The following is a 21,577-nucleotide window of genomic DNA, read 5'->3' on the forward strand; positions in this document are numbered from 1 at the left end:
CCGCGAACGCACCGCCGCCGTCGCCGTCGCCGAGGAGGCGCGCGAAACCCGTCCGGCGCGCGAACCTCGTCCGCCGCGTGAAGCCCGCCCGCCGCGCGAGGTCCGCCCCGCCCGGGAAACACCGGGTCCAGGTCGCGAAACCCCTCCGGTGCGCGAACCGCGCGAAGCCCGCGCGCCCCGCCGCCGCGACCGCGACGACGACGGGCCGGCCGTCGTGGGTTTTGGCGATCATCTGCCCGGCTTTTTGATGCGCCCGGTGCGCGTCAAGGCCAAGGTGGACTGAGCTTTCGCACATTCGACCAGCCGCTCGGCCAGTCTCCTTCTCCTCATGGCCCGTCCAAGATGTTCGCGGTTTCGGGGCGGGAGAAGGCGGCAGACGAGACGGGCGAGCGAGTGTGCTTCATATTCAACGATGACGCGGCGGTGGACGCCCTCTCATCCGGCCCCTTCGGGGCCTCCTTCACCCGCAAGGCGCCAAGGACGTGGCGGCGCTTCGGCTCGACTTAGGCCTGAACTGGACAGCGGCGCTTGCGCGCTCGCCCCCGGAAAACGCCCCCTACCGCATATTCCCCAGGGGTATGCGCGGTTTTCGGAAAAGAATATGCGCAATACCAAAGATCTAGAACAAGTTCGGTGAACGGGAGTTCACCGAACTTGGGCTAATGCGTCTGGAACCGCCGCACCTCGCGAAGCAGATCCTCGTCCTTGAACGGCTTGTCCACCACCCCCGCCTCGCGATGCGCCGGCGGCAGGTTGTCCCGGCCATAGGCGGTCACGAACACGAAGGGCACGCACTTGCGCGCCAGAATTTCAGCGACATCGTCGATGCGGCCGCCGTCGATGTTCACGTCGAGCAGGGCGCCGTCCACGGTCACATTGCGCGCCAGTTGCATCGCCTCCTGTAGCGATCCGACCGGCCCGATCACCTCCACCCCTTCGCCTTCGAGCACGTGCTCGATATGGGCCGCGACGAAGAATTCGTCTTCAATCACCAAAATTCGCTGCATGTGGCTTGATTCCTCGCGCCTTTCGCTGGCGCACAGGGCGGTCGTGCGCGACAACTTGTCACGAGTGTAGCCGTTTTTCCGGCGATTTGAAATGGTTGAGGCGCATGATTTTCGCTCGCCCCCACCCGCCGGCGCATCCAGATCGCCCCTTGGCGCGCCAAGGCAAAACGTCGTTCCCGTCGCGCCGGCCGACCGGATGGGCTAGAGCGCGATGCGTTTCCACGGAAACGCATCGCGCTCTAGCCTCTTTGTTTTCGCATGATCTTTTCCAAAAACCGGCATCCACTTTTTGGGATCATGCTCTAAGCCAGCAACCGCGCCACGGCGTCGCGCAAAGCCTCCGGATGGTAAGGCTTGTTGAGCGCCGGACGGTCCTTGAAACCCTGTGGGAGGGCGGAGGCGTTGACGTAGCCCGTGGTGAAGACGAAGGGGATGTTGGCCGCCGCCAGCGCGCGGGCGACGGGGTCGATGGTCTCCCCGCCGAGATTGACGTCGAGAATGGCCGCGTCGATCCTGTCGCTCGCGATGAGCTTCATCGCCGCCCGCACGCTGGGCGCGGGTCCGACCACGTCATAGCCGAAGTCCGCCAGCGTCTCCTCCAGCGCGAAGGCGACCAGCGCTTCGTCTTCCACGATCAGAACTCGGGCTCGCGCGCTCAATGGCCATCCTTCGGTGTGGGCCGTTCAATCCCGGTCCAGAATAGACCTTCGCCCCTGTTTGTGAAGCGCCCGCGTTTTTTTGGCTTCGAGCCGCCGCTCCACTGATCCCTTGGTCGGACGCGTCGGCCGACGCACGGGCGGCGGCGGCTTGGCCGCCTCGCGCACCAGCTCCACCAGCCGTTCAAGCGCATCGGCGCGATTGAGCTCCTGGGTGCGGAACCTTTGCGCCGTGAGGACGAGCACGCCGTCCTTGGTCAGCCGCCGCCCCGCCAAAACCTTGATGTTGGTTCGCACCCGCTCTGTCAGCGCGGGCGACGCGGCCACGTTCCAGCGCAATTGCACGGCGGTCTCGACCTTGTTGACATTCTGGCCGCCAGCGCCCGACGACCGCATGAACGACAGCGCGATCTCGCTGACGTCGATCCAGAGTCGGCCGCCGATGTGCAGCATCATTCCACCTTCAACAGCACGTGCTTCTTCTTGCCGGCCGACAGTTTCGCCACACCGTCGACGAAATCGGTCTCGCCCAGCCTATAACGCTCGTCTGTCAGCGCCGTGTCATTGAGGCGCAATCCGCCGCCCTTGATCTGGCGCCGCGCCTCTCCGGTCGAGGGCGTCAGCCCGGCCTTCACGAACGCATGAAGCGCGCCCAGCCCCGCCGCGATCTCGGCGCGCGCCACGGTCACGGTGGGCAGGTTGTCGGCCAGCACGCCCTCCACAAAGGTTTTTTGCGCCGTCTCGGCCGCCAGTTCGGCCGCCGCGCGCCCATGCAGCAGCGCCGTCGCCTCGTTGGCCAGCACCTTTTTCGCCTCGTTGATCTCCGAACCTTCCAGCGCCGCGAGCCGCGCGATCTCGTCCATCGGCAGCGTGGTGAACAGTTTCAAAAACCTTGCGACATCGGCGTCCTCGGCGTTGCGCCAGTACTGCCAGTAGTCATAGACCGGCAGCATGTCGGCGTTGAGCCAGACCGCGCCCGCCGCCGTCTTGCCCATTTTGGCGCCCGAGGCGGTGGTCAGCAACGGCGATGTCAGGGCGTAAAGCTGCGGCGTCCCCATCCGGCGCCCGAGATCGAGTCCGGTGACGATATTGCCCCACTGGTCCGAGCCGCCCATCTGCAACAGGCAGCCATGACGGCGGTTCAATTCGACGAAATCATAGGCCTGGAGGCACATGTAGTTGAATTCGATGAAGGACAGCTCATGTTCGCGCTCCAGCCGCAGCTTCACGCTGTCCATGGCCAGCATGCGATTGACGGAGAAGTGTTTCCCCACGTCGCGTAAAAAATCGATGTAGTTGAGCGCGGTCAGCCATTCGGCGTTGTCGGTCATCACCGCGTCGGTTTTTGCCGCGCCGAAAACCAGGAATTTCTCGAACACCTTTTTGATCGAGTCCTTGTTGGCGTCGATCTGTTCGAGGGTGAGCATTTTCCGGCCTTCGTCCTTGCCGGAGGGGTCGCCGACCCGGGTGGTGCCGCCGCCCATCAGCGAGATCGGCTTGCCGCCGGTCTTTTGCAGCCAGTGCAGCATCATGATCGGCAAGAGCGAACCGACATGCAGCGAGGGCGCGGTGCAATCGAAGCCGATATAGGCGATCAGTTCGCCGGCAGCCGCCTTCTGGTCCAACCCGGCAAGGTCGGAACATTGATGGATGAAGCCGCGCTCCGTCAGGACGCGCAGAAATTCGGATTTCGGCTGAAAGTCGGTCATTTGCTCCTCGCTTGGCGCGAAGTCTTAGGGATTCGGCGTGGGAGGCGCAAGCGTCCGAGTCGATCTGTTCGAGGAAAGAGCCTGCGCCGCAATTGACTCGGTCAAGCCTGCCCTCTACCAACGATAGGCATTGCGGTGCGTGACCCCGCGCGCCGAACGGTGGAGCCACGGAGCGTTCGATGGAGCACCAGACTTTCGATATTGCCGGTCCCGTCCTGCTGACCCCGAAAAAATTCGGCGACGAACGCGGTTTTTTCTCGGAAACATATAATGAGCGCGTTGTCTCGCCCCTGATCGGCGACGCCCGTTTCGTCCAGGACAACCATTCGCTGTCGGCGCCGGCGGGCACGTTGCGCGGACTGCATTTCCAGATCGACCCGATGGGGCAAGGCAAGCTGGTGCGCGTGGTGCGCGGCGCCATTTTCGACGTCGCGGTCGATATTCGCCTGAAATCTCCGACCTTCGGCAAGCATGTCGCGGTGACGCTGAGCGCGGAAAACTGGAGCCAGTTCTGGATTCCCGTGGGCTTCGCGCACGGTTTTTGCACGCTCGAACCCAACACCGAGGTGATCTACAAGGTCACGCAATATTATTCGCCCGAATGCGACCGGGGCCTGGCCTTCGACGATCCGGAGTTGGGCATCGCCTGGCCCAAGGTCGCCGGGGCGCCGACTGGCGGCTATCTGCTGTCGGCCAAGGACAAGACCCATCCCACCTTGCGCGACCTGCCGGCCGCTTTCGCCTGACCTGACTTTTTTGGAGTGATCGATGAAGGGCATTGTCCTCGCGGGCGGTTCTGGCACGCGCCTGCATCCGGCGACATTGGCGATCAACAAGCAATTGTTGCCGATCTACGACAAGCCGATGATCTATTATCCGATCTCCGTGCTGATGCTCGCCGGCATACGCGAAATCCTGATCATTTCCTCGCCGGACTATATCGAGAATTACCAGCGCCTGTTCGGCGGGGGCGAGCAGTTCGGCCTGACGATTTCCTACAAGGTGCAACCCAAGCCGGAAGGACTGGCGCAGGCCTTCATCCTCGGCGCCGAATTCATCGGGACGGATCCCGTCTGCCTGGTGCTCGGCGACAACATCTTCTTCGGCGCCGGCCTGCGCGCCTCGCTGGGACGCGCGCGCGACCGGCGCGCCGGCGCCACCGTGTTCGGCTACCACGTCGAGGATCCCGAGCGTTACGGCGTGGTCACGCTCAACGCCGAGGGCCGTCCCGTCTCCATCGTGGAAAAGCCGCAAGAGCCGAAATCGCCCTATGCGGTGACCGGCCTGTATTTCTACGACAATTCCGTGGTGGAGATCGCGGCGAACCTGAAACCGTCGCCGCGCGGCGAGCTTGAAATCACCGACGTCAACCGCATCTATCTGGAGAAGGACGACCTGCACGTCGAAGTGCTGTCGCGCGGCTTCGCCTGGTTCGACACCGGAACCCATGACAGCCTGCTCGAAGCCTCCAACTTCGTCCAGGTCATCCAGAAGCGCCAGGGCATTCAGGTGGCCTGTCTTGAGGAAATCGCCTATATCAACGGTTTTATCGACCGTGAGCAGTTGATCGCGCGCGGCCAGTTGTTCGCCAAGAACGCCTATGGCCGCTTTTTGCTGCGCATCGCCGAAGGCAAGATTTGAGGAGGGGGCGATGCGGATTCTGGTGACGGGCGGCGCGGGTTTCATCGGTTCGGCGCTCTGCCGTTATCTGGTGGGCGAGGCCGGCGCAACGGTGCTCAACGTCGACAAGCTGACCTATGCGGGCAATCTGGCCTCATTGCGCGAGATCGCGCAAAATCCCAATTATCACTTCCTGCAAGCCGACATTTGCGATCGCGCCGCGCTGGATGCCGCCTTCGCGCAATTCCAGCCCGATGGCGTGATGCATCTGGCCGCCGAAAGCCATGTCGATCGCTCGATCACCGCCGCCGGCGACTTTGTCACCACCAATGTGGTCGGCAGCTTCACTTTGCTCGAAGCGGCGCGCGCCTATTGGAGCGCGCTCGCCCCGGAAAAACGCGACGCCTTCCGCTATCTCCACGTCTCGACCGACGAGGTCTACGGCTCGCTCGGGGCTGACGGCCTGTTCGAGGAGACCACGCCCTACGACCCCTCCTCGCCCTATTCGGCCTCCAAGGCGGCCTCGGACCACCTCGCCACCGCCTGGGGCCGCACCTATGGCCTGCCGGTGGTGATCTCGAACTGCTCGAACAATTACGGGCCGTATCATTTCCCCGAAAAGCTGATTCCGCTGATCATCCTCAATGCGTTGCACGGCAAGCCGTTGCCGGTCTATGGCGACGGCTCCAACATCCGCGACTGGCTCTATGTCGAGGACCACGCCCGCGCCCTGCTCACCATTTTGACGCGCGGGCGGCTTGGGGAAAAGTACAATGTCGGCGGCCGCAACGAGCGCCGCAACATTGATATCGTCCGGCGCGTCTGCGAAATCCTCGACCGCGAGCGCCCCATAGCGGAAAAGCGCGAAAAGCTGATCACCTACGTGACCGACCGCCCCGGCCACGACCATCGCTACGCCATCAACGCCGACAAGCTCGAAACCGAACTCGGCTGGCGCGCCCGCGAGAACTTCGACAGCGGCATCGAGAAGACGGTGGCCTGGTACCTTGACAATGAATGGTGGTGGCGGCCGTTGCGCGACAAGGTTTATGCAGGCGAAAGGCTGGGCCTGGTCGCGGAGACCGCGCCATGACCAAACTCAGGCTTGTCGTCACCGGCCGGGAAGGTCAGGTCACCCGCGCCTTGCAGGCGCTCGCCGGCCGGGAGCTTGAAGTCGTCGCGCTCGGACGGGACTCTTTCGACCTCGCCGCCGAGGGCGACGCGACGGCGGTGTTCGCAACGGCGCGGCCCGACGTGATCGTCAACGCCGGCGCCTATACCGCCGTGGACAAGGCCGAGAGCGAGCGGGATCTGGCCTTCGCCGTCAACGGACGCGGCGCGGGCCGGGTGGCGCAAGCCGCCGCCGCTCTGAACGTGCCGGTGATCCAGATCTCCACCGATTACGTGTTCGACGGCTCGGGCGAAAACTTTTGGCGCGAGGACGATTCCACCGGGCCGATCGGCGCCTATGGCGCGTCGAAACTGGCCGGCGAGGAGGCGGTGCGCGCGGCGACGCCGAACCACGCCATTTTGCGCACCTGCTGGGTCTATGCGCCCTGGGGCGCGAATTTCGTGAAAACCATGCTGCGCCTCGCGCAAACCCGTCCCGAACTGCGCGTGGTCGCCGACCAGACGGGCGCGCCGACCTCCGCGCTCGACATAGCCGAGGCGGTTGTAACAGTCGCGCGCAATCTCGCAACGCGGTCGGACGAAAACCTGCGCGGCACATTCCATCTGGCCTCGCAAGGCGTCACCAACTGGGCGGATTTCGCCCGCGAAATCTTCGCCCAATCCGCCGCGCGCGGCGGCCCGAGCGCGAACGTGGTTTCCATCCCCAGCAGCGATTATCCGACCCCGGCGGCGCGGCCCCCGAACTCGCGGCTCTCGACGGAAAAGCTCGCGGTGGCGCATGGCGTGCGCCTGCCGGACTGGCGGCAAAGCCTCGCGCGGGTGATGGAGCGCCTGGTTGACGCGAAAGCCACACCAACAGCCTGATGCGCGCCGCGCCCCGATTTTGCGCTCGCCTCGAATCTCGTTTTGGTTAAGATCGCGCCAAGAGTCTCCCCCCTTTTTCAGCGCGCACGAGGATCATTATGAAAGTTTCGCAATTGGTTATCGGTCTTGCCGCCGTTCTGGCGCTCGGCCAGACCGCGCAGGCGGCGCAATGCGGCAATTCCGGCGGCGGGTTCGATGCCTGGAAGGCGAGCTACGCGCAGGAAGTGAGCGGCAAGTTCACCCCGCGCGCCATCAACGCGCTGATGTCCACCTCCTACGCCCAGGCCACCATCAACGCCGATCGCGGCCAGCACAGCTTTCATCTTTCACTGCCGGCCTTCTGCCAGAAGCGCGGCTGCGCCACCATCGCGGCGCGCGGCAAGAAGCTGAAGCACCAATACGCCAACCTGTTCGCCCAGATCGAGAGCACCTATGGCGTGCCCGCCGGCCCGCTGCTGGCGATCTGGGGTATGGAGACGGGTTTCGGCGCGGTGTCCGGCCACCAGAACGTGCTCTCCGCCGTGGCGACGCTGGCCTATGACTGCCGCCGCACCGAATATTTCACCGACCAGCTCAATGCGGCGCTGACGCTGGTCGATCGCGGCGTGTTCGCGGCCGGCACCACCGGGTCCATGCATGGCGAGGTCGGCATGACCCAGTTCATGCCCAAGACCGTGCTGCAATATGGCGCGGGCGGCAGCCTGGAGACGGCGGCGGGCGCCTTGTCCTCCACGGCCAATTACCTCAAGGGCCACGGCTGGACGCGCGGCGCCGGCTATGGTCCCGGCGAGCCCAATTTCGCGGCCATCGCGGAATGGAACGCCGCGAGCGTGTACCAGGAGGCCATCGCCAAGGTCGGCGCCGAGATCGACGCCGCGCCCTGAGCTGAGCGTGAACCTGCGCATAGACCGGAGCCGATCGCCCTGCGGTCGGCTCTTTTTGTTCAAGCAAAGCCCTGCGCGGTCGCGAAATTGGCCCCGTTCTTGCTTAGATTTTGAGCATAACACCGAGGACCGACATGCCGCTTTATTCCTTCCATTGCTCCGCCTGCGCCGCCGATTCGGAATTGCTGATACGCTCCGACGAACCCGCGATTTGCCCGGCCTGCGGCAGCGAGAAAATGGAGCGCCTGCCCTCCTGGCTGGCGCCGGACCCGAAATTCGACAAGATGCGCAAGGCGGGCCGCGCCAGGGCCGCGCGCGAGGGCGACCTGTCGAATTTCAGCAAGAAGGAAATATCCACCTTCAAGAAGTGATGTGAGGCTGTCCGCCCTTCACCGCCGCCGAACCCGACGCGCTCGGCCATGTCACGGAAGCGCGCTTCCAGCCGGCGGCGGGGACGCTTTATTGCGACTTCGCGGGCTATCCCGGTGGCGCCCTGTGCCTGCCGGCGCGTCAGAAAGATAGGGTGGCGGCTCGGCCCAGCCGTCGCCCTGCCCCAGCCGCGCTTTTTCACGCGCCAGTATCATCGGCGCGTCGAGTCCGGCGATCGGCTGCGTCGGATCGGCGGGAATGTCGCCGGCCAATTGCAACATGAGATAGCGGGCGCAGCAGACCCTCAGGAATGAGGCGAAATTGTCGACCTCGCCCTGCGTTTCCAGCAGTTCCTCATAGAGTCGGGCGAGGATCGCGTTGACGCTCATTTTTTCGCGCGCGGCAATGTCCTGGAGGAGCCGCCAATAGATGTTTTCCAACCGCACGCTGGTGGAAAAACCGCTCAGCCGCACCGAGCGCAGTTTTTGGCGCCAGAGGTCCGGATCGGCCTTGATGAACAATTGGCACATGAACGAGACTCCGCGCCGCGTCATCGAACAATGGCGAGGCGCGTCGGTTTTGGCAAACGGCTTTGGACTCACTTCGCCGTGAAAGCCCTCATGCCGCCTTCGACAGCCCGCCCTCGCTCAAACCATGGCCGATCACCGCCAAAAACTGGTTGAGCCAAGCGGGATGCGCCGGCCAAGCCGGCGCGGTGACCAGATGGCCGTCGGTGACGGCGGCGTCGATGGCGATGTCGGCATAGGTTCCGCCCGCCAACTCCACGTCCGGCCGGCACGCGGGATAGGCGGAGACGCGGCGGCCCTTGATCACGCCGGCCGCCGCCAGCAGTTGCGCGCCGTGGCAGATGGCCGCGACCGGCTTGTTGGCGGCAAAGAAATGCTGGACCAGCGCGATCACCTTCGGATCGAGGCGGAGATATTCCGGCGCGCGTCCGCCCGGAATCACCAGCGCGTCGTAGCTTTCCGGATGGATGTCGGCGAAACTGGCGTTGAGCGTGAAATTATGGCCGCGCTTTTCGCTGTAGGTCTGCTGGCCCTCGAAATCGTGGATCGACGTGGCGACGCTGTCGCCGGCCGCCTTGCCCGGACAGACCGCGTCAACCTTGTGGCCGACCGCCAGAAGGGTCTGGAACGGAACCATCACCTCGTAATCCTCGACGAAATCGCCGGCGATCAGCAGAATTTTCCTGGCGCTCATGGCGTCCTCCCGTGTTTTATCAGGAGGACAGGATGGCGCCGAATTTTGCCTGTGGGTGTTACCCCGCTATCGCGCGCGCCGGACGGCCCGGCGCGCGACATGAAAGGGCGCCGGTCGCGGCGCCCTTTCGTTTTACCTGCAAACCTTGCGCGGCCCCCACGGGGTTTCCTTCCACCAGCAGCGGCGACGCCACGGCGGTGGGCCGTAGCCGGGCGGCGGCGGCGGCGGGCGGCGCGGACGGCCCCAGTCATCCCGAGGCGGCGGTGGGCGCAGCGGCCGGTCATAGGGGTCGTAGGGCTGCGCCTCGGCCTCGCCGCTGTTCGCGACGACGCCAGCGAGCAGGGCGGCGCCGAACAGGCGAAACGCATTCCTGCGGGTGGTGTTTTCCATTTTCGCTCCTTCCATTTTGCGGATCGGGCGCCGTTTGCGAATCAGTTGAACGCCGATTGCGCTCAAGCCCGAAGCGTTACAGAGGCTTGAGTGGCCCCCGCGCCAGACCGCCTTGAGAGCGGGAAAAGTTTAGCGACAGTTCAGGCCAAAACAAGGGCGGCCGCGCTCAAACCCGAGCGTACAGCCCCTTCGATGGTCGAAGGCAGCCCGGTTTGGGTAAAATCGCCGGCGAGAAAAAGATTTTTCCAGTCCGTCGCCGGGCCGGGCCGCAGCGCGTCCTGCGCCGGCGTCGCGGCGAAGGTGGCGCGCTTTTCCTTGATGATTTGCCAGACCGGCAGCGGCGCCGAAACGCCCGCGACCCGCTGAACCTCGTCCCAAATGCGCGAGGCGAGCTCCTCGCGCGGCGTGGCCAAAAACCGCTCGGCGGCGCTGATGGTCACCGAGAGCCGGTCGGGGAAAGCGAACACCCATTCGCTCCAGCCGCCGATCACGCCGGTGAGCAGCGGCATGTCCTTCGGCGCCGGGAAAGCGAAATGAGCGTTGACGATGGAGCGGAATTCATTTGGCGCGGACAGGCCCGGCAGCAGTTCCGCCGCAACCGGCGCCGTCACCGCCAGCACGACGCGATCTTCCGCATCCAGCGCGACGGTCTCCTCGCCAAAGTCCAGCGCCGCCACGCGCCCGCCCTCAAAGGCGAGACCGCGCAATTTGGCGCCGAATTTTACCCGCGCACCCTTCCCGCGCAAAAAATCCAGCGCCGGATCGACGAAGGCGGCGGACAGGCCGTCCGCCACCACCGGACGGCAGGCGTCGCCGCCCCGTGCAAAAGTTTCGCGCACGATGGTCGCGGCCAACGTCGCCGACGCCTCCTCCGGCGCCGTGTTCAGCGCCGAGACGAAAATCGGGTCCCACAGCCGCCGCGCCATGTCGCCGGAGCCGAGGAACGGCCGCAGCGTCTGGCCGGGCTTGGCGAACAGCAGTTTTGCGAGCGCCATGTAATCCAGCCCCGCCGTGCCCGGCAGCCGGCGGTCGGGCATCAGAATCCACCAGGGCAGTTTTCCGGCGTTGGGGCGCAGCCGCCACCGCGTTTTCTGCTCCAGATCGCAAAAATCGAACCCGGCTTCCTCGGCGATGGACAGTTTGTCGGAACCGCCGGTTTTTCGCGCGTAATCGAGCGATGCGGAATTGCCCGACAGCAGCAGATGATTGCCATTGTCGATGGTCATGCCGAGCGTCGCGTCGAAATAGGAGCGGCAGCGCCCGCCCGCCTGCGGCGCGGCCTCGTAAAGCGCGACCTCGAAGCGATCCGCCAGCTCCACCGCCGCCGACAGGCCGGCGAGGCCGGCGCCGATCACATGAACCCGCGCCATCAGAACAGCCCGTAGCGCAGGAAGGCGCCGAGCACGGCCAGTTTCGGCGTCGCGATCTTTTCACGCGGCGCCTTGAAGCCCCTGTGGTCCAGCCGCCGCCAGATCGCGCGATAGGCCAGATACATGATTTTCGGCGCGCGGATTTCCGCGCGGGGACGCTCCACCATAATGGCGTTCGCCTGATCGAAATGGACCTTGGCCTGCGCCAGCAGCGGGCGACACACGGGGTCGAGATCGGGCCGCGCCACGACTTGTTCCGGCGTCGGGTCGGACACGCCCGCGCCCGAAAGAAGCTCGCGCGGCAGATAGAGCCGGCCGATGGCCGCGTCCTCGTCCACGTCGCGCAGGATGTTGGTGAGTTGCAGCGCGCGCCCGAGATGATGGGCGAGTTCGATCCCCTGTTGCTCCGGCAGGCCGAACACCCGCACCGACAACCGCCCCACCGCGCTGGCGACGCGGTCGCAATAGAGATCGAGTGTTTCCGCGTCCGGCGCGACGATGTTCGCGTCGACATCCATCTGCATGCCGTCGATGACGGCGAGAAAATCCTCTTGCCTGAAACTGAAGTCGCGCAGCGGCGTGATCAGCCCCTCGGCCCGACCGGAATGGCCCCCCTCATAGAGCGCGGCGATGTCGCGGCGCCATAGGTCGAGCGCTTCGGTCTTTTCCTCGCGGGTTCCGCCGCCGTCGGCGATGTCGTCCACGGCGCGGCAGAACGAATAGATTTCGAACATGGCGTCGCGCTGCCCTTGCGGCAGGATCGCCATGGCCCGATAAAACGAGCTGTTGCGCGCGGTTTCCCGCGCGGCCTCATGTGTCGCGAGGCTCATGCGGCCCTCCGGAACAAGCGTGAAACCGCCTCGACGCCGACGGCGGCCGCGGCGCCGATAACCATCTCGCCCTTGTTGAGCTTCACCTTTTCGCACAAGGGATCGCGCGCCGTCAGCAGGTCCACGATGCTGAAGGCGTGGCGGACGATCACCGCGATTTCCAGGCCAAGCCTGAAATCCTTGATCGCGGCGGTGAGATCCGCGCCGCGTTCGAGCAGCCCGCGGTTCTTCCACGCCAGGTTCTGAAGGCAGGACAGCAAGGCCGGCGAACTTTTGGCTTCCCCCAGATCCTCGATCCGCGCGCCCGCCGCATCAAGCGCGTCCCGGGGGATGTAAACGCGGTCGAGGGCTTTGAAATCCTTGGCGCAATCCTGCAAATGGTTGTTGATCTGCAAACCCGCGCAAATGTCGTCGGAGGCCGCCCACAGGCTCTGGCTCTCGCCGTGGACGTCGAGCAGGAAGCGCCCGACAGGCATGGCCGACAGGCGACAATAAGCGATCAGATCATCCCAGTCGGCGTAACGATTCTTGTCCACGTCGAGGCGGAACGCATCGAGCAGGTCGCGCGCGTGCTGGTCGGTGAGGTCGTGTTCGGCGAGTTTTACGCGCAACTTTACGCCAAGCGGCTCGGCCTCGCTCTTGCCGATCAGCGAATCCTCCATCTGGTCCAGCAAAGCGTGTTTTTGCGCCGGCGCCAGATCGGGATTGTCGGCGACATCGTCGCCGGAGCGCACGAAATCGTAAAAGGCGAGAATCACCGGGCGCAGACGTTCCGCGATCAGCCCCGAGGCGACCGGAAAATTCTCGTCCGCGCCGGTCTTGCCGGAACGCAGGCTTTCCGCCGTGACCGTGTCTTCGCTCATGCTTCTCCCGCCTCTTGAGCGCCCCGCTGGGCTTGCGCCCGGCCCTTCCACATGCCGCCGCGCCCGCGATAAAAGTCGAGCGCCGAACGCAACGTGTAGACCATATAAATCGCGGCGATGCCCGGCAAGAGCGCGGCGCGGGCGCGGCTCAGCCCGTAGAATCGGTTGATCGGCATGAAGCTGGCGATCATCAGGCCGAAGGCCAACGCGCCCAACAGGCCGGCGACGCCCGGCGCGCGCAGGGCGAGGATGACCGGAAGCACAAAGGTCGCCACCAGCCCGGCCATCGCGCCCGCAAGTCGCCAGGGCGAAAACCCCAGTTGCGCATAAGCCGAGCGCGAAATCATGCGGCCGATGTCGCCAATGCGCGGGTAAGGCCGCAGGCTCTTGACGCGACGCGTCAGGCCGAGCCAGACCGGCCCGACCGTCTTCATCCGCGCCGCCAGCGCGCAATCGTCGATCAGCGCGCCCCTCAAACTCTCGATTCCGCCGGCCGTCGCCAGCAGGTCCGGGCGAACCAGCATGCAGCCGCCCGCCGCGGCGCCCGTGCGCCGCCGCGAATCGCGCGCCCAGCGGAACGGATAGAGCATCTGGAAGAAATAGACGAAGGCGGGAACCAGCAGCTTTTCCGCGAAGGATTGGCAGCGCAGCAGCGCCATCAGCGAGGTCAGGCCGATGGCGTCGGCTTCCGCCCGCGCCACCAGCATGCGCAGATTGTCGGGCTCGTGGAAAATATCGGCGTCGGTGAACAGGATGTATTTGGCGGAAAAGTTTTCGCGGGTGTAGCGCACGCCCTGCGCCATGGCCCAGAGTTTTCCGGTCCAGCCCTCCGGCGGCGCCGAGCCGTCGAGCACCCGCAGTCGGTCGTTGCCCAGCGCGCGCGCGATTTCCGCCGTGCCGTCGCTGCTTTGATCATCCACCAGAACGATGCGAAAATCGCCGGGATAATCCTGCGCCAGCAGTCCGCCCATGCTTTGCGCGATGAGTTCGGCCTCGTCGCGCGCGGGAACCACTGCAACCACGGCGGGCCAGGTGGTCAATTGCGGCTTGGGCGCGAAATCCGTGTCGAGACAGGCCCAGAATTTGCCGCGCGCAAAAATCAGGACCAGCCAGATCGCGAGAACGACAACGCCGAGCGCGATCACTTGACCATGCCCTTCGCGCGGAACCAGGACAGCGCGTCGGCTATGGCCTGCGCGTAGGGCCGCGCGGAATAGCCCAGTTCGGCCTGCGCCTTATGGGAGGAAAAATACATGCGGTATCCGGCCATGCGCAGGGCGTCCACGGTGGCGAACGGCTCCTTGCCGGTGAAGCGCGCCAAAAACTCCGCCGCATGGGCGAAGGGGAACAGGGCGCCGCGCGGAATCTTCAGCGTGGGCGGGCGCCGTCCCGCCATGACGCAGATTTCGCTCAGGAACTGGCCGAACGGCGCGTCCTGGCCGCCGAGGATGTAGCGCTCGCCGATTCGCCCCTTCTCCATCGCCAGGAGATGGCCCGCCGCGACATCCTCGACATGGACGAGGTTGAGGCCGGTATCGACGTAGCCGGGCATTTTCCCGTTCGCCGCCTCGACGATGACGCGCCCCGTGGGCGTCGGTTTGATGTCGCGCGGGCCGATCGGGGTGGACGGATTGACGATCACCGCCGGCAGGCCCTGCGTCTGGATCATGGTCTCGACCACGCGCTCGGCAATGGTCTTGCTGCGCTTGTAAGCGCCTATGGCCTGTTCCGGCGTCGCGGGCGAGGTTTCGTCTACCGGACGGCCCTCGGCGTTGAGTTTTAAAGTCGCGACCGAGGAGGTGTAGACCACCCGTGACACGCCGGCGCGCAGCGCCGATGTCATGATGTTGGTGACGCCGACGCGGTTGGCCTCGACGATCTCGTTGGGATCGCGCGCCCACAGCCGGTAATCGGCGGCGACATGGTAGAGCCGGTCCACGCCCGCGAAGGCGGGGGCGAGCGTGGCGGCGTCAAGCAGGTCGCCAATCACCACCTCGGCGTCCAAACCCTCGACATTGCCGCGCGGCGAGGTTTTGCGCGCCAGCAGCACCACGCGCTCGCCGCGCGCGATCAGCGCCCGCGCCACCGCCGCGCCGACGAAGCCGGTCGCCCCTGTCACCAGAATCTTGCCGCCTGAACTCATCATCGATTCTCCTGGTCGCCCGAGGCCCGGAATCCCGTTACGTCCTCCTAGCATGGCGAGCGCCCCCGCCAAACGGGGAAAAGCGGGCGCCGCGCGCGACACCCCGCCCGAATGAGAATTTTTTGCTCCTAATAGCTGACCAATCCACTATAATATAGGAATCCTTTCTACCCATACTCGATAAATAGCCTATTTCATTCTGTTTCTCAGCATTGCAACGTGACGCCGCCCCGCCTATTTTCCCAGCCGACCAACCTGTGAGGTTCCCATGGCCGCCGTCAAGCGTCCGCCTTTGCCTGTCATTCTCGTCGCCAACGACCTTGTCGAGGGCGAGGTGCTGTTCGCCGCGAACAACGGCTGGACCCGCGACGTCCGCGCGGCCCGCGTCGCCTCCGACGAAGCCGCGGCGCTGGAGCTGGAGCAGTTCGGCGCGGCGCAAGCCAGCGAGTCCAAGGTGGTGGACGCCTATCTTGTCGATGTCGAAATCGAGGCGGGCGTCCCGGTCCCGCGCCATTACCGCGAAAGGCTGCGCACGCTCGGCCCAAGTCACCGCCTCGATCTCGGCAAGCAGGCCGAGTTCCACATCTGAGAGTCCAACATGTATGCTTATGACGAATTCGACCGCCAGATCGTGCGCGAGCGCGTGGCGCAATTCGCCAGCCAGGTCGAGCGCCGGCTGGACGGCTCGCTGACCGATGAGGAATTCCGGCCGCTGCGCCTGAAGAACGGCCTCTATCTGCAATTGCACGCTTATATGCTGCGCGTCGCCATTCCCTATGGCGCGTTGTCGGCGCGACAATTGCGGCAGATGGCGCTGATCGCGGAGACCTACGACCGCGGCTACGGCCATTTCACCACGCGGCAGAACCTTCAGTACAACTGGCCGAAATTGCGCGACACGCCGGCCATTCTCGGCCTGCTCGCCGATGTCGACATGCACGCCATCCAAACCTCCGGCAATTGCATCCGCAACACCACCACGGATTGTTTCGCCGGCGCCGCCTTCGACGAGATCGAGGATCCCCGCCCCACCGCCGAGTGGATTCGGCAATGGTCCACGCTGCATCCGGAATTCGACTGGCTCGGCCGGAAATTCAAGATCGCTGTCACCGCTTCGCGGCAGGATCGCGCTGTGCTGAAAGGCCATGACGTCGGCGTGCGCATCGTGCGCGACGCCGACGGCGAGACCGGCTACCAGATTTACATCGGCGGCGGCCTCGGCCGCACGCCGATGGAAGGCAAGCTGATCCGCGAGTTCCTGCCCCGCGCCGAACTGCTCGACTATCTCGAAGCCATTTTGCGCGTGTACAATCTCGAAGGTCGCCGCGACAACAAATACAAGGCGCGCATCAAGATTCTCGTCCACGAAATCGGCCTGGAGAAAATCCGCGCCGATGTCGAAGCCGAATACGCCAGCATCGTCGCCGCATCGCCCAAGGCGGACCTGCGCGAATTCCATCGCATTCAGGCGGCGTTCGACGCGCCTGAATTCGCCGATCTGCCGGAAGTTTCGCGCAAGCTCGAACAGGCGCAGGCCAATGATCCCGACCTCGCCCTGTTCGTCGAGCACAATCTGTTCCGCCACAAGCACAAGGGCTACGCGTCCCTGACGATTTCGCTGAAGGGCATCGGCCAGGCGCCGGGCGACGCCAATGCCGCGCAAATGCGCGCGGTCGCCGATCTCGCGGAAAAATATTCCTTCAACGAACTGCGCGTCAGCCACAAGCAGAACCTCGTGCTGCCGCATGTGCGGCTCGACGACGTTGCCGAAATCTTCGCCGTGCTGAAGGCGCACGATCTCGCGACCGCCAACGCCGAGTTGATCACCGACATCATCTGCTGCCCCGGCCTCGATTATTGCGCGCTGGCCACCGCGCGTTCGATCCCGCTGGCGCAAAAGCTGTCGCGGCATTTCGGCGACGCCGCGACGCAGAAGGACATCGGCGAATTGTCGATCAAAATATCCGGCTGCATCAACGCCTGCGGCCATCATCACATCGGCAATATCGGCATTCTCGGCCTGGAGAAAAAGGGCGCCGAATCCTACCAGATCACCATCGGCGGCGACGCCGGCGACCAGTTCGCCATCGGTGAACTGCTCGGCCCCGGCCTGCCTGAAACCCATGTGCCCGAAGCCCTCGACAAGCTGATCGCCGTCTATCGCCGCGAGCGGCGCCAGGGCGAAACCTTCATCGAAACCTATCGCCGCATCGGCCTCGCGCCGTACAAAACCGCCTTCAAGGAAATCGCCGATGCTTTTGCTTGATCGAAACGGCGCCAAAGCCGATCCGTTCGCGCGCGTCGAAACGCTCGACGACGTCGCCGGAAAAGCCGTGATCGTCGCTTTCGACGCGGCGGAAAAACTGCTCGCCGCCGCGCCGGCGCAAGCCGGCGTTTTCGCGCCCAACACGCTCGACGCCGAACAGCTTTCGCCCTTCCTCGACCGTCTCGCGCTGATCGCGATCGCCTTTCCCTCGGCGACCGACGGGCGCGGGTTTTCGCTGGCGCGGCAATTGCGCCGGCTCGGGTTCAAGGGAATTTTGCGCGCCTCCGGGCCGCTGTTTTCCGACCAGTTCCCGCAGGCGCTGGCCTGCGGTTTCGACGAGGTCGAAATCCCCGACGCCAACGCCGCGCGCCAGCCGGTGCAGCAATGGCTCGACGCGCTCAAGCGCGTCACCGTCACCTATCAGCGCGATTACGCCCAGGGCGAGCGAATCCTCGATCGCCGCGCGCGGAGTTAAATCATGTCCGAACATCGTCAAATCCTGATCGACGAACTCAACGCGGCCTTCGTCGCCGCGACCCTGCCCAATCGCCTGCGCCTGCTGCGCAAGGCGGTGTCCGGCCGGATCGTCTTCACCACCAGCCTCGGCGTCGAGGATCAGGCCGTCACCCACGCGGTCGCGGATTCGAAAGTCGATTTCGACGTGGTCACGCTCGACACCGGCCGCCTGTTTCCCGAAACCTATGACGTCTGGCAGCGCACCGAGGAAAAATACGCGCTGCGCATCAAAGCCTATTCTCCCAAGGCCGAGGCGATCGAGGCGCTGGTCGCGGATCAGGGCATCAACGGTTTCTATTATGGCCTCGACATGCGCAAGGCCTGCTGCGAAATCCGCAAGGTCGAGCCGCTGGCGCGCGCGCTGGCCGGCGCGGATATCTGGGTCACCGGGCTGCGCGGCGACCAGAACGCGCATCGCTCGCATCTGCGCTTCGTCGAATGGGACGCGGAGCGCGGCCTGATCAAGGCCAATCCGCTGCTCGATTTTTCCCGCGACGATGTCGTGACCTACGCCAAGGCCAACGACGTTCCGGTCAACGCGCTGCACGAACAGGGTTTCGTCAGCATCGGCTGCGCGCCCTGCACCCGCGCGATCAAGCCCGGCGAGTCCGAGCGCGCCGGACGCTGGTGGTGGGAGAGCGAAGACAAGAAGGAATGCGGCCTGCACGTCGCCGCCGACGGCCGCGTGTCGCGCGCCAAGGAAACCGAAAGCGAGGCCGCGGAATGAACGCGCCACTGACCCATCTGCAAAGGCTCGAAGCGGAATCGATCCACATTTTTCGCGAGGTCGCGGCGGAATGCGAAAAGCCGGTGTTTCTCTATTCGATCGGCAAGGATTCGGCGGTGCTGCTGCACCTCGCGTTAAAAGCGTTTTATCCGTCCAAACCGCCGTTCCCGCTGCTGCATGTCGACACCACCTGGAAGTTCAAGGAGATGATCGCCTTTCGCGACCAGCGCGTGAAGGATCTCGGCCTGGAGCTTCTCGTTCACATCAACGAAGAGGGCGTGAAGGCCGGCGTCAATCCGTTCGATTCCGGCTCGCGCCTGCATACCGATGTGATGAAGACGCAAGGTTTGAAACAGGCGCTGGACAAGTACAAATTCGACGCGGCCTTCGGCGGCGCGCGGCGCGACGAAGAGAAGTCGCGCGCGAAAGAGCGGGTGTTCTCGCTGCGCTCGCCCGAACATCGCTGGGATCCGAAAAACCAGCGGCCCGAACCCTGGCGGCTCTACAACACGCGCAAGCGTCCCGGCGAGAGTTTTCGGGTGTTCCCGCTGTCGAACTGGACCGAGAGCGACATCTGGGATTACATCGCCAAGGAAGACATTCCGGTTGTCCCGCTGTACTTCGCGAAAAAGCGTCCGGTGGTGCGCCGCGACGGCGCGCTGATCATGCGCGACGACGAGCGCATGAAGTTGCGGCCCGGCGAACAGGTTGAAGAATTGAGCGTGCGCTTCCGCACGCTGGGCTGCTACCCGCTGACCGGCGCCGTTGAAAGCACGGCCTCAACCTTGCCCGAAATCATCGCGGAAATGCACGCCTCGAAAACCAGCGAACGCGAGGGCCGCATCATCGATCACGACGGCTCCGCCTCGATGGAGCAGAAGAAGCAGGAAGGCTATTTCTGACATGACCGCTCTTCCTGACCAAAAAGCCTGGGTTGCCCCCGAAGCGGCGCCCGCCGCGCCGGAAAAGGCGCTGTTGCGTTTCATCACCTGCGGCTCGGTGGACGATGGCAAATCCACGCTGATCGGGCGTATGCTCTATGATTCGCAAATGATCGCGGAGGACCAGCTCGAAGCGCTCGACCGCGATTCCAAAAAATTCGGCACGCAGGGCGGCGCGCTCGATTTCGCGCTGCTGGTGGACGGCCTCGCCGCCGAGCGCGAACAGGGCATCACCATCGATGTCGCCTACCGCTATTTCAAGACCGACCGGCGCGCCTTCATCGTCGCCGACACCCCCGGCCACGAGCAATATACCCGCAACATGGCGACGGGCGCCTCCACCGCCGATCTCGCGATTATCTTGATCGACGCGCGCAAGGGAATCCTGCCGCAAACCCGCCGCCACAGTTTCATCGTCTCGATGATCGGCGTGCGCGATGTGGCGCTGGCCATCAACAAGATGGACCTGGTCGATTACTCGGAGGCGCGCTTCAACGAGATCGTCGCGGCCTACAGCGAAATGGCGAAGGGTCTTGGGTTCCGCTCGATCACGGCCCTGCCGATTTCCGCGCTGAATGGCGACAACATCGCCACGCTGTCGGAACGCACGCCCTGGTTCCAGGGCGAACCGCTGCTGCCCTGGCTCGAAACGATCGACGCCGGCTCAGGCGAACTCAGCGAGGCGCCGTTCCGCTTTCCGGTGCAATGGGTCAACCGGCCCAACCTCGATTTTCGCGGCTTCTCCGGCTGGGTGGCGAGTGGGTCGATCAAACCGGGCGACGCCATTGTCGCCTTGCCCTCGGGCCGGACCAGCAAGGTCGCGCGCATCGTCACGCAGGACGGCGATTTGCCGGTCGCCGTCGCCGGCCAGTCGGTGACGCTGACGCTTGCCGACGAGATCGACGTGTCGCGCGGCGATATTCTGTCGAGCGTCGAACGCCAACCGCAGGTGGCCTCGTCCGTCGAGGCGCGGCTGCTGTGGACGGCCGAAACCAACATGCATCCGGGCGCGTCCTATATCGTCAAGCTCGGCGCGCGCACGGCCAATGCGACCGTATCAAAAGTGCGCGCGCTGATCGACATCCACACCTTCGAGCCCGCGCCGGGAAAACCCCTCGCCCTCAACGAAATCGCCGAGGCGCAATTGCGCTTCGACCGCCCCTTCCCCATTGGCCTTTATCGCGACAATCGCGATCTCGGCGGCTTCATCCTGATCGACCGCATCACCAACGAGACCGTCGCCTTCGGCATGGTCGCGCCAAATCGGGTCGAGGTGGAGCCGCCGGCGCCGGAAGAAAACGGCGTCGACTGGGCGCGTCTCGGCAAGGATTTGGGCGAAAAGCTGCTGCCGGCGCTCGGCGGCGGCGTGTTGATCGGGCTCGGCGCCAAGCTGTTTGGCGCGCCGACTGCGACGGCGGTGACGCTCGGCCTCGCCGACGCCGCCTTCCGGCCGCTGGTGCGCGGCTGGTATGGCGATTTCCGCGCGGCGCTGGCCAAACGCGGCGGCGATGACGAGGTCACGCCCGACGGCGCGGGGATTTGAGCTGGACCCTGTTTTCAGCTTGACCGGGATCGGCTAGGCAGCGCGCCGTGACTGGAGCGCCGCCATGAAAGCCTTTCGTTTCGCCGCTGTTTTTGCGACCGCCTGCGCGGCGCTTCCCGCCGCCGCGCAGGGCGTCCATGTCGGCGCCTTTGACATCGCCGGCTATGCCGAGCAACGAGCTGAAGGCGTTGAAGGGTAGAAGCGAAACGTGAATTCGTTGAGGCAAGGCTGCAGATGCTGTGCGCTGACCCCGTCCGGGAAAAGCCGCTGAAACTCCGGCGGCGACTTCGGAAACGGCGGTTCGGCGTGCTGGTCGATGGCCATCGGCAGCGGCGAAGGCGCTTTCCTTCCCGCATCGCCCTTCCAGCTCATTGGGTTTCGATTCCATCGGCGCATCGGACGTCGAATTCAGGCCCAGCTCACGACAAAATATGAGCGCGAGAGCCTGTTCCGATCCGGCCGAATCGGAACAGGCATCCATTTCGCTCGAAAATTGCTCTCGTGGGTGTCGGCATAAACCGGATAGC

At 64.7% G+C, this 21,577-nt stretch carries 23 protein-coding genes and 3 pseudogenes; 13 read left to right on the plus strand and 13 right to left on the minus strand.

The genetic code is table 11. The annotated features are described in order from the left end of the window. Positions 1 to 283: pseudogene (locus tag CCR94_RS18870) on the plus strand (DEAD/DEAH box helicase); the annotation flags it as partial. A gap of 376 nt (positions 284 to 659) precedes the next feature. On the opposite strand, the gene CCR94_RS18875 reads toward CCR94_RS18870, so the two are convergent. The 4 genes from CCR94_RS18875 to tyrS all read right to left on the minus strand — a co-directional run bounded on the left by CCR94_RS18875 (position 660) and on the right by tyrS (position 3,372). Then, complete coding sequence (locus tag CCR94_RS18875; RefSeq protein WP_146090100.1) at positions 660 to 1,007, minus strand: response regulator; 348 nt, start codon at positions 1,005 to 1,007, stop codon at positions 660 to 662. 302 nt (positions 1,008 to 1,309) lie between these two features. Then, the gene (locus CCR94_RS18880) at positions 1,310 to 1,666 is read right to left on the minus strand and encodes a response regulator (protein ID WP_104509378.1); all 357 of its coding nucleotides are present in this window, start codon (positions 1,664 to 1,666) and stop codon (positions 1,310 to 1,312) included. Positions 1,667 to 1,690: 24 nt separating this feature from the next. Then, entirely contained in the window at positions 1,691 to 2,116 is a 426-nt protein-coding gene (arfB, locus tag CCR94_RS18885; protein WP_170068956.1) for an alternative ribosome rescue aminoacyl-tRNA hydrolase ArfB, read from the minus strand. Next, positions 2,116 to 3,372 carry a tyrosine--tRNA ligase gene (gene tyrS / locus CCR94_RS18890; protein ID WP_104509380.1) on the minus strand — a complete coding sequence of 419 codons (1,257 nt, stop codon included), beginning with the start codon at positions 3,370 to 3,372 and terminating at the stop codon, positions 2,116 to 2,118. The genes arfB and tyrS overlap by 1 nt, the downstream gene beginning before the upstream one ends. Positions 3,373 to 3,551: 179 nt before the next feature. On the opposite strand from tyrS, the gene rfbC reads away from it, so the two are divergent. The 6 genes from rfbC (at position 3,552) to CCR94_RS18920 (ending at position 8,242) form a co-directional block, all read left to right on the plus strand. Continuing rightward, entirely contained in the window at positions 3,552 to 4,118 is a 567-nt protein-coding gene (rfbC, locus tag CCR94_RS18895) for a dTDP-4-dehydrorhamnose 3,5-epimerase (RefSeq protein WP_104509381.1), read from the plus strand. Between the two features lie 22 nt (positions 4,119 to 4,140). After that, complete coding sequence (gene rfbA / locus CCR94_RS18900) at positions 4,141 to 5,013, plus strand: glucose-1-phosphate thymidylyltransferase RfbA (RefSeq protein ID WP_104509382.1); 873 nt, start codon at positions 4,141 to 4,143, stop codon at positions 5,011 to 5,013. A gap of 10 nt (positions 5,014 to 5,023) precedes the next feature. After that, complete coding sequence (gene rfbB / locus CCR94_RS18905) at positions 5,024 to 6,085, plus strand: dTDP-glucose 4,6-dehydratase (RefSeq protein ID WP_104509383.1); 1,062 nt, start codon at positions 5,024 to 5,026, stop codon at positions 6,083 to 6,085. Continuing rightward, on the plus strand, positions 6,082 to 6,987 hold the full coding sequence (gene rfbD / locus CCR94_RS18910; protein ID WP_104509384.1) for a dTDP-4-dehydrorhamnose reductase: 906 nt from the start codon (positions 6,082 to 6,084) through the stop codon (positions 6,985 to 6,987). Before rfbB ends, rfbD begins: the two co-directional genes overlap by 4 nt. 98 nt (positions 6,988 to 7,085) lie before the next feature. Next, a complete protein-coding gene (locus CCR94_RS18915) occupies positions 7,086 to 7,871 on the plus strand; it encodes a lytic murein transglycosylase (protein ID WP_104509385.1) in 786 nt (261 codons plus the stop codon). A 134-nt stretch (positions 7,872 to 8,005) separates the two neighbouring features. Beyond that, the gene (locus tag CCR94_RS18920; RefSeq protein ID WP_104509386.1) at positions 8,006 to 8,242 is read left to right on the plus strand and encodes an FmdB family zinc ribbon protein; all 237 of its coding nucleotides are present in this window, start codon (positions 8,006 to 8,008) and stop codon (positions 8,240 to 8,242) included. A 186-nt stretch (positions 8,243 to 8,428) separates the two neighbouring features. Here the strand turns inward: CCR94_RS18920 and CCR94_RS18925 are convergent. The 8 genes and pseudogenes from CCR94_RS18925 to hpnA form a co-directional block, all read right to left on the minus strand. After that, a pseudogene (locus tag CCR94_RS18925) lies at positions 8,429 to 8,770 on the minus strand (ribbon-helix-helix domain-containing protein); the annotation flags it as partial. Positions 8,771 to 8,858: 88 nt separating this feature from the next. After that, a complete protein-coding gene (locus CCR94_RS18930; protein ID WP_104509387.1) occupies positions 8,859 to 9,461 on the minus strand; it encodes a DJ-1/PfpI family protein in 603 nt (200 codons plus the stop codon). A 132-nt stretch (positions 9,462 to 9,593) separates the two neighbouring features. Beyond that, a complete protein-coding gene (locus CCR94_RS18935; RefSeq protein ID WP_244594138.1) occupies positions 9,594 to 9,866 on the minus strand; it encodes a hypothetical protein in 273 nt (90 codons plus the stop codon). Between the two features lie 125 nt (positions 9,867 to 9,991). Beyond that, the gene (gene hpnE / locus CCR94_RS18940; RefSeq protein WP_338053010.1) at positions 9,992 to 11,221 is read right to left on the minus strand and encodes a hydroxysqualene dehydroxylase HpnE; all 1,230 of its coding nucleotides are present in this window, start codon (positions 11,219 to 11,221) and stop codon (positions 9,992 to 9,994) included. After that, complete coding sequence (gene hpnD, locus CCR94_RS18945; protein WP_104509389.1) at positions 11,221 to 12,051, minus strand: presqualene diphosphate synthase HpnD; 831 nt, start codon at positions 12,049 to 12,051, stop codon at positions 11,221 to 11,223. Before hpnD ends, hpnE begins: the two co-directional genes overlap by 1 nt. Beyond that, the gene (gene hpnC, locus CCR94_RS18950) at positions 12,048 to 12,914 is read right to left on the minus strand and encodes a squalene synthase HpnC (protein ID WP_104509390.1); all 867 of its coding nucleotides are present in this window, start codon (positions 12,912 to 12,914) and stop codon (positions 12,048 to 12,050) included. The genes hpnD and hpnC overlap by 4 nt, the downstream gene beginning before the upstream one ends. Further along, a complete protein-coding gene (locus CCR94_RS18955; protein ID WP_104509391.1) occupies positions 12,911 to 14,059 on the minus strand; it encodes a glycosyltransferase in 1,149 nt (382 codons plus the stop codon). Before CCR94_RS18955 ends, hpnC begins: the two co-directional genes overlap by 4 nt. Beyond that, positions 14,056 to 15,057, minus strand: coding sequence for a hopanoid-associated sugar epimerase (gene hpnA, locus CCR94_RS18960; RefSeq protein ID WP_104509428.1), 1,002 nt, complete (start codon positions 15,055 to 15,057; stop codon positions 14,056 to 14,058). The genes CCR94_RS18955 and hpnA overlap by 4 nt, the downstream gene beginning before the upstream one ends. Before the next feature lie 268 nt (positions 15,058 to 15,325). On the opposite strand from hpnA, the gene CCR94_RS18965 reads away from it, so the two are divergent. The 6 genes from CCR94_RS18965 to cysN are packed head-to-tail and all read left to right on the plus strand — an operon-like array spanning position 15,326 to position 21,050. Continuing rightward, positions 15,326 to 15,646, plus strand: coding sequence for a DUF2849 domain-containing protein (locus CCR94_RS18965; RefSeq protein WP_104509392.1), 321 nt, complete (start codon positions 15,326 to 15,328; stop codon positions 15,644 to 15,646). A gap of 9 nt (positions 15,647 to 15,655) precedes the next feature. Then, positions 15,656 to 17,323: a nitrite/sulfite reductase gene (locus CCR94_RS18970; protein WP_104509393.1), complete on the plus strand. Its 1,668-nt coding sequence runs from the start codon at positions 15,656 to 15,658 to the stop codon at positions 17,321 to 17,323. After that, entirely contained in the window at positions 17,310 to 17,798 is a 489-nt protein-coding gene (locus tag CCR94_RS18975; protein WP_104509394.1) for a DUF934 domain-containing protein, read from the plus strand. The genes CCR94_RS18970 and CCR94_RS18975 overlap by 14 nt, the downstream gene beginning before the upstream one ends. A gap of 3 nt (positions 17,799 to 17,801) precedes the next feature. Next, positions 17,802 to 18,566, plus strand: a complete 765-nt coding sequence (locus tag CCR94_RS18980) for a phosphoadenylyl-sulfate reductase (protein WP_104509395.1) — start codon at positions 17,802 to 17,804, stop codon at positions 18,564 to 18,566. Beyond that, positions 18,563 to 19,468: a sulfate adenylyltransferase subunit CysD gene (gene cysD, locus CCR94_RS18985; protein ID WP_104509396.1), complete on the plus strand. Its 906-nt coding sequence runs from the start codon at positions 18,563 to 18,565 to the stop codon at positions 19,466 to 19,468. Before CCR94_RS18980 ends, cysD begins: the two co-directional genes overlap by 4 nt. 1 nt (position 19,469) lies before the next feature. After that, on the plus strand, positions 19,470 to 21,050 hold the full coding sequence (cysN, locus tag CCR94_RS18990) for a sulfate adenylyltransferase subunit CysN (RefSeq protein ID WP_104509397.1): 1,581 nt from the start codon (positions 19,470 to 19,472) through the stop codon (positions 21,048 to 21,050). Positions 21,051 to 21,201: 151 nt separating this feature from the next. On the opposite strand, the pseudogene CCR94_RS18995 reads toward cysN, so the two are convergent. Further along, positions 21,202 to 21,302, minus strand: a pseudogene (locus CCR94_RS18995) (IS1595 family transposase); the annotation flags it as partial. Between the last annotated feature and the right edge of the window lie 275 nt (positions 21,303 to 21,577).

The organism is Rhodoblastus sphagnicola, assembly GCF_002937075.1.
GTDB lineage: Bacteria > Pseudomonadota > Alphaproteobacteria > Rhizobiales > Beijerinckiaceae > Rhodoblastus > Rhodoblastus sphagnicola.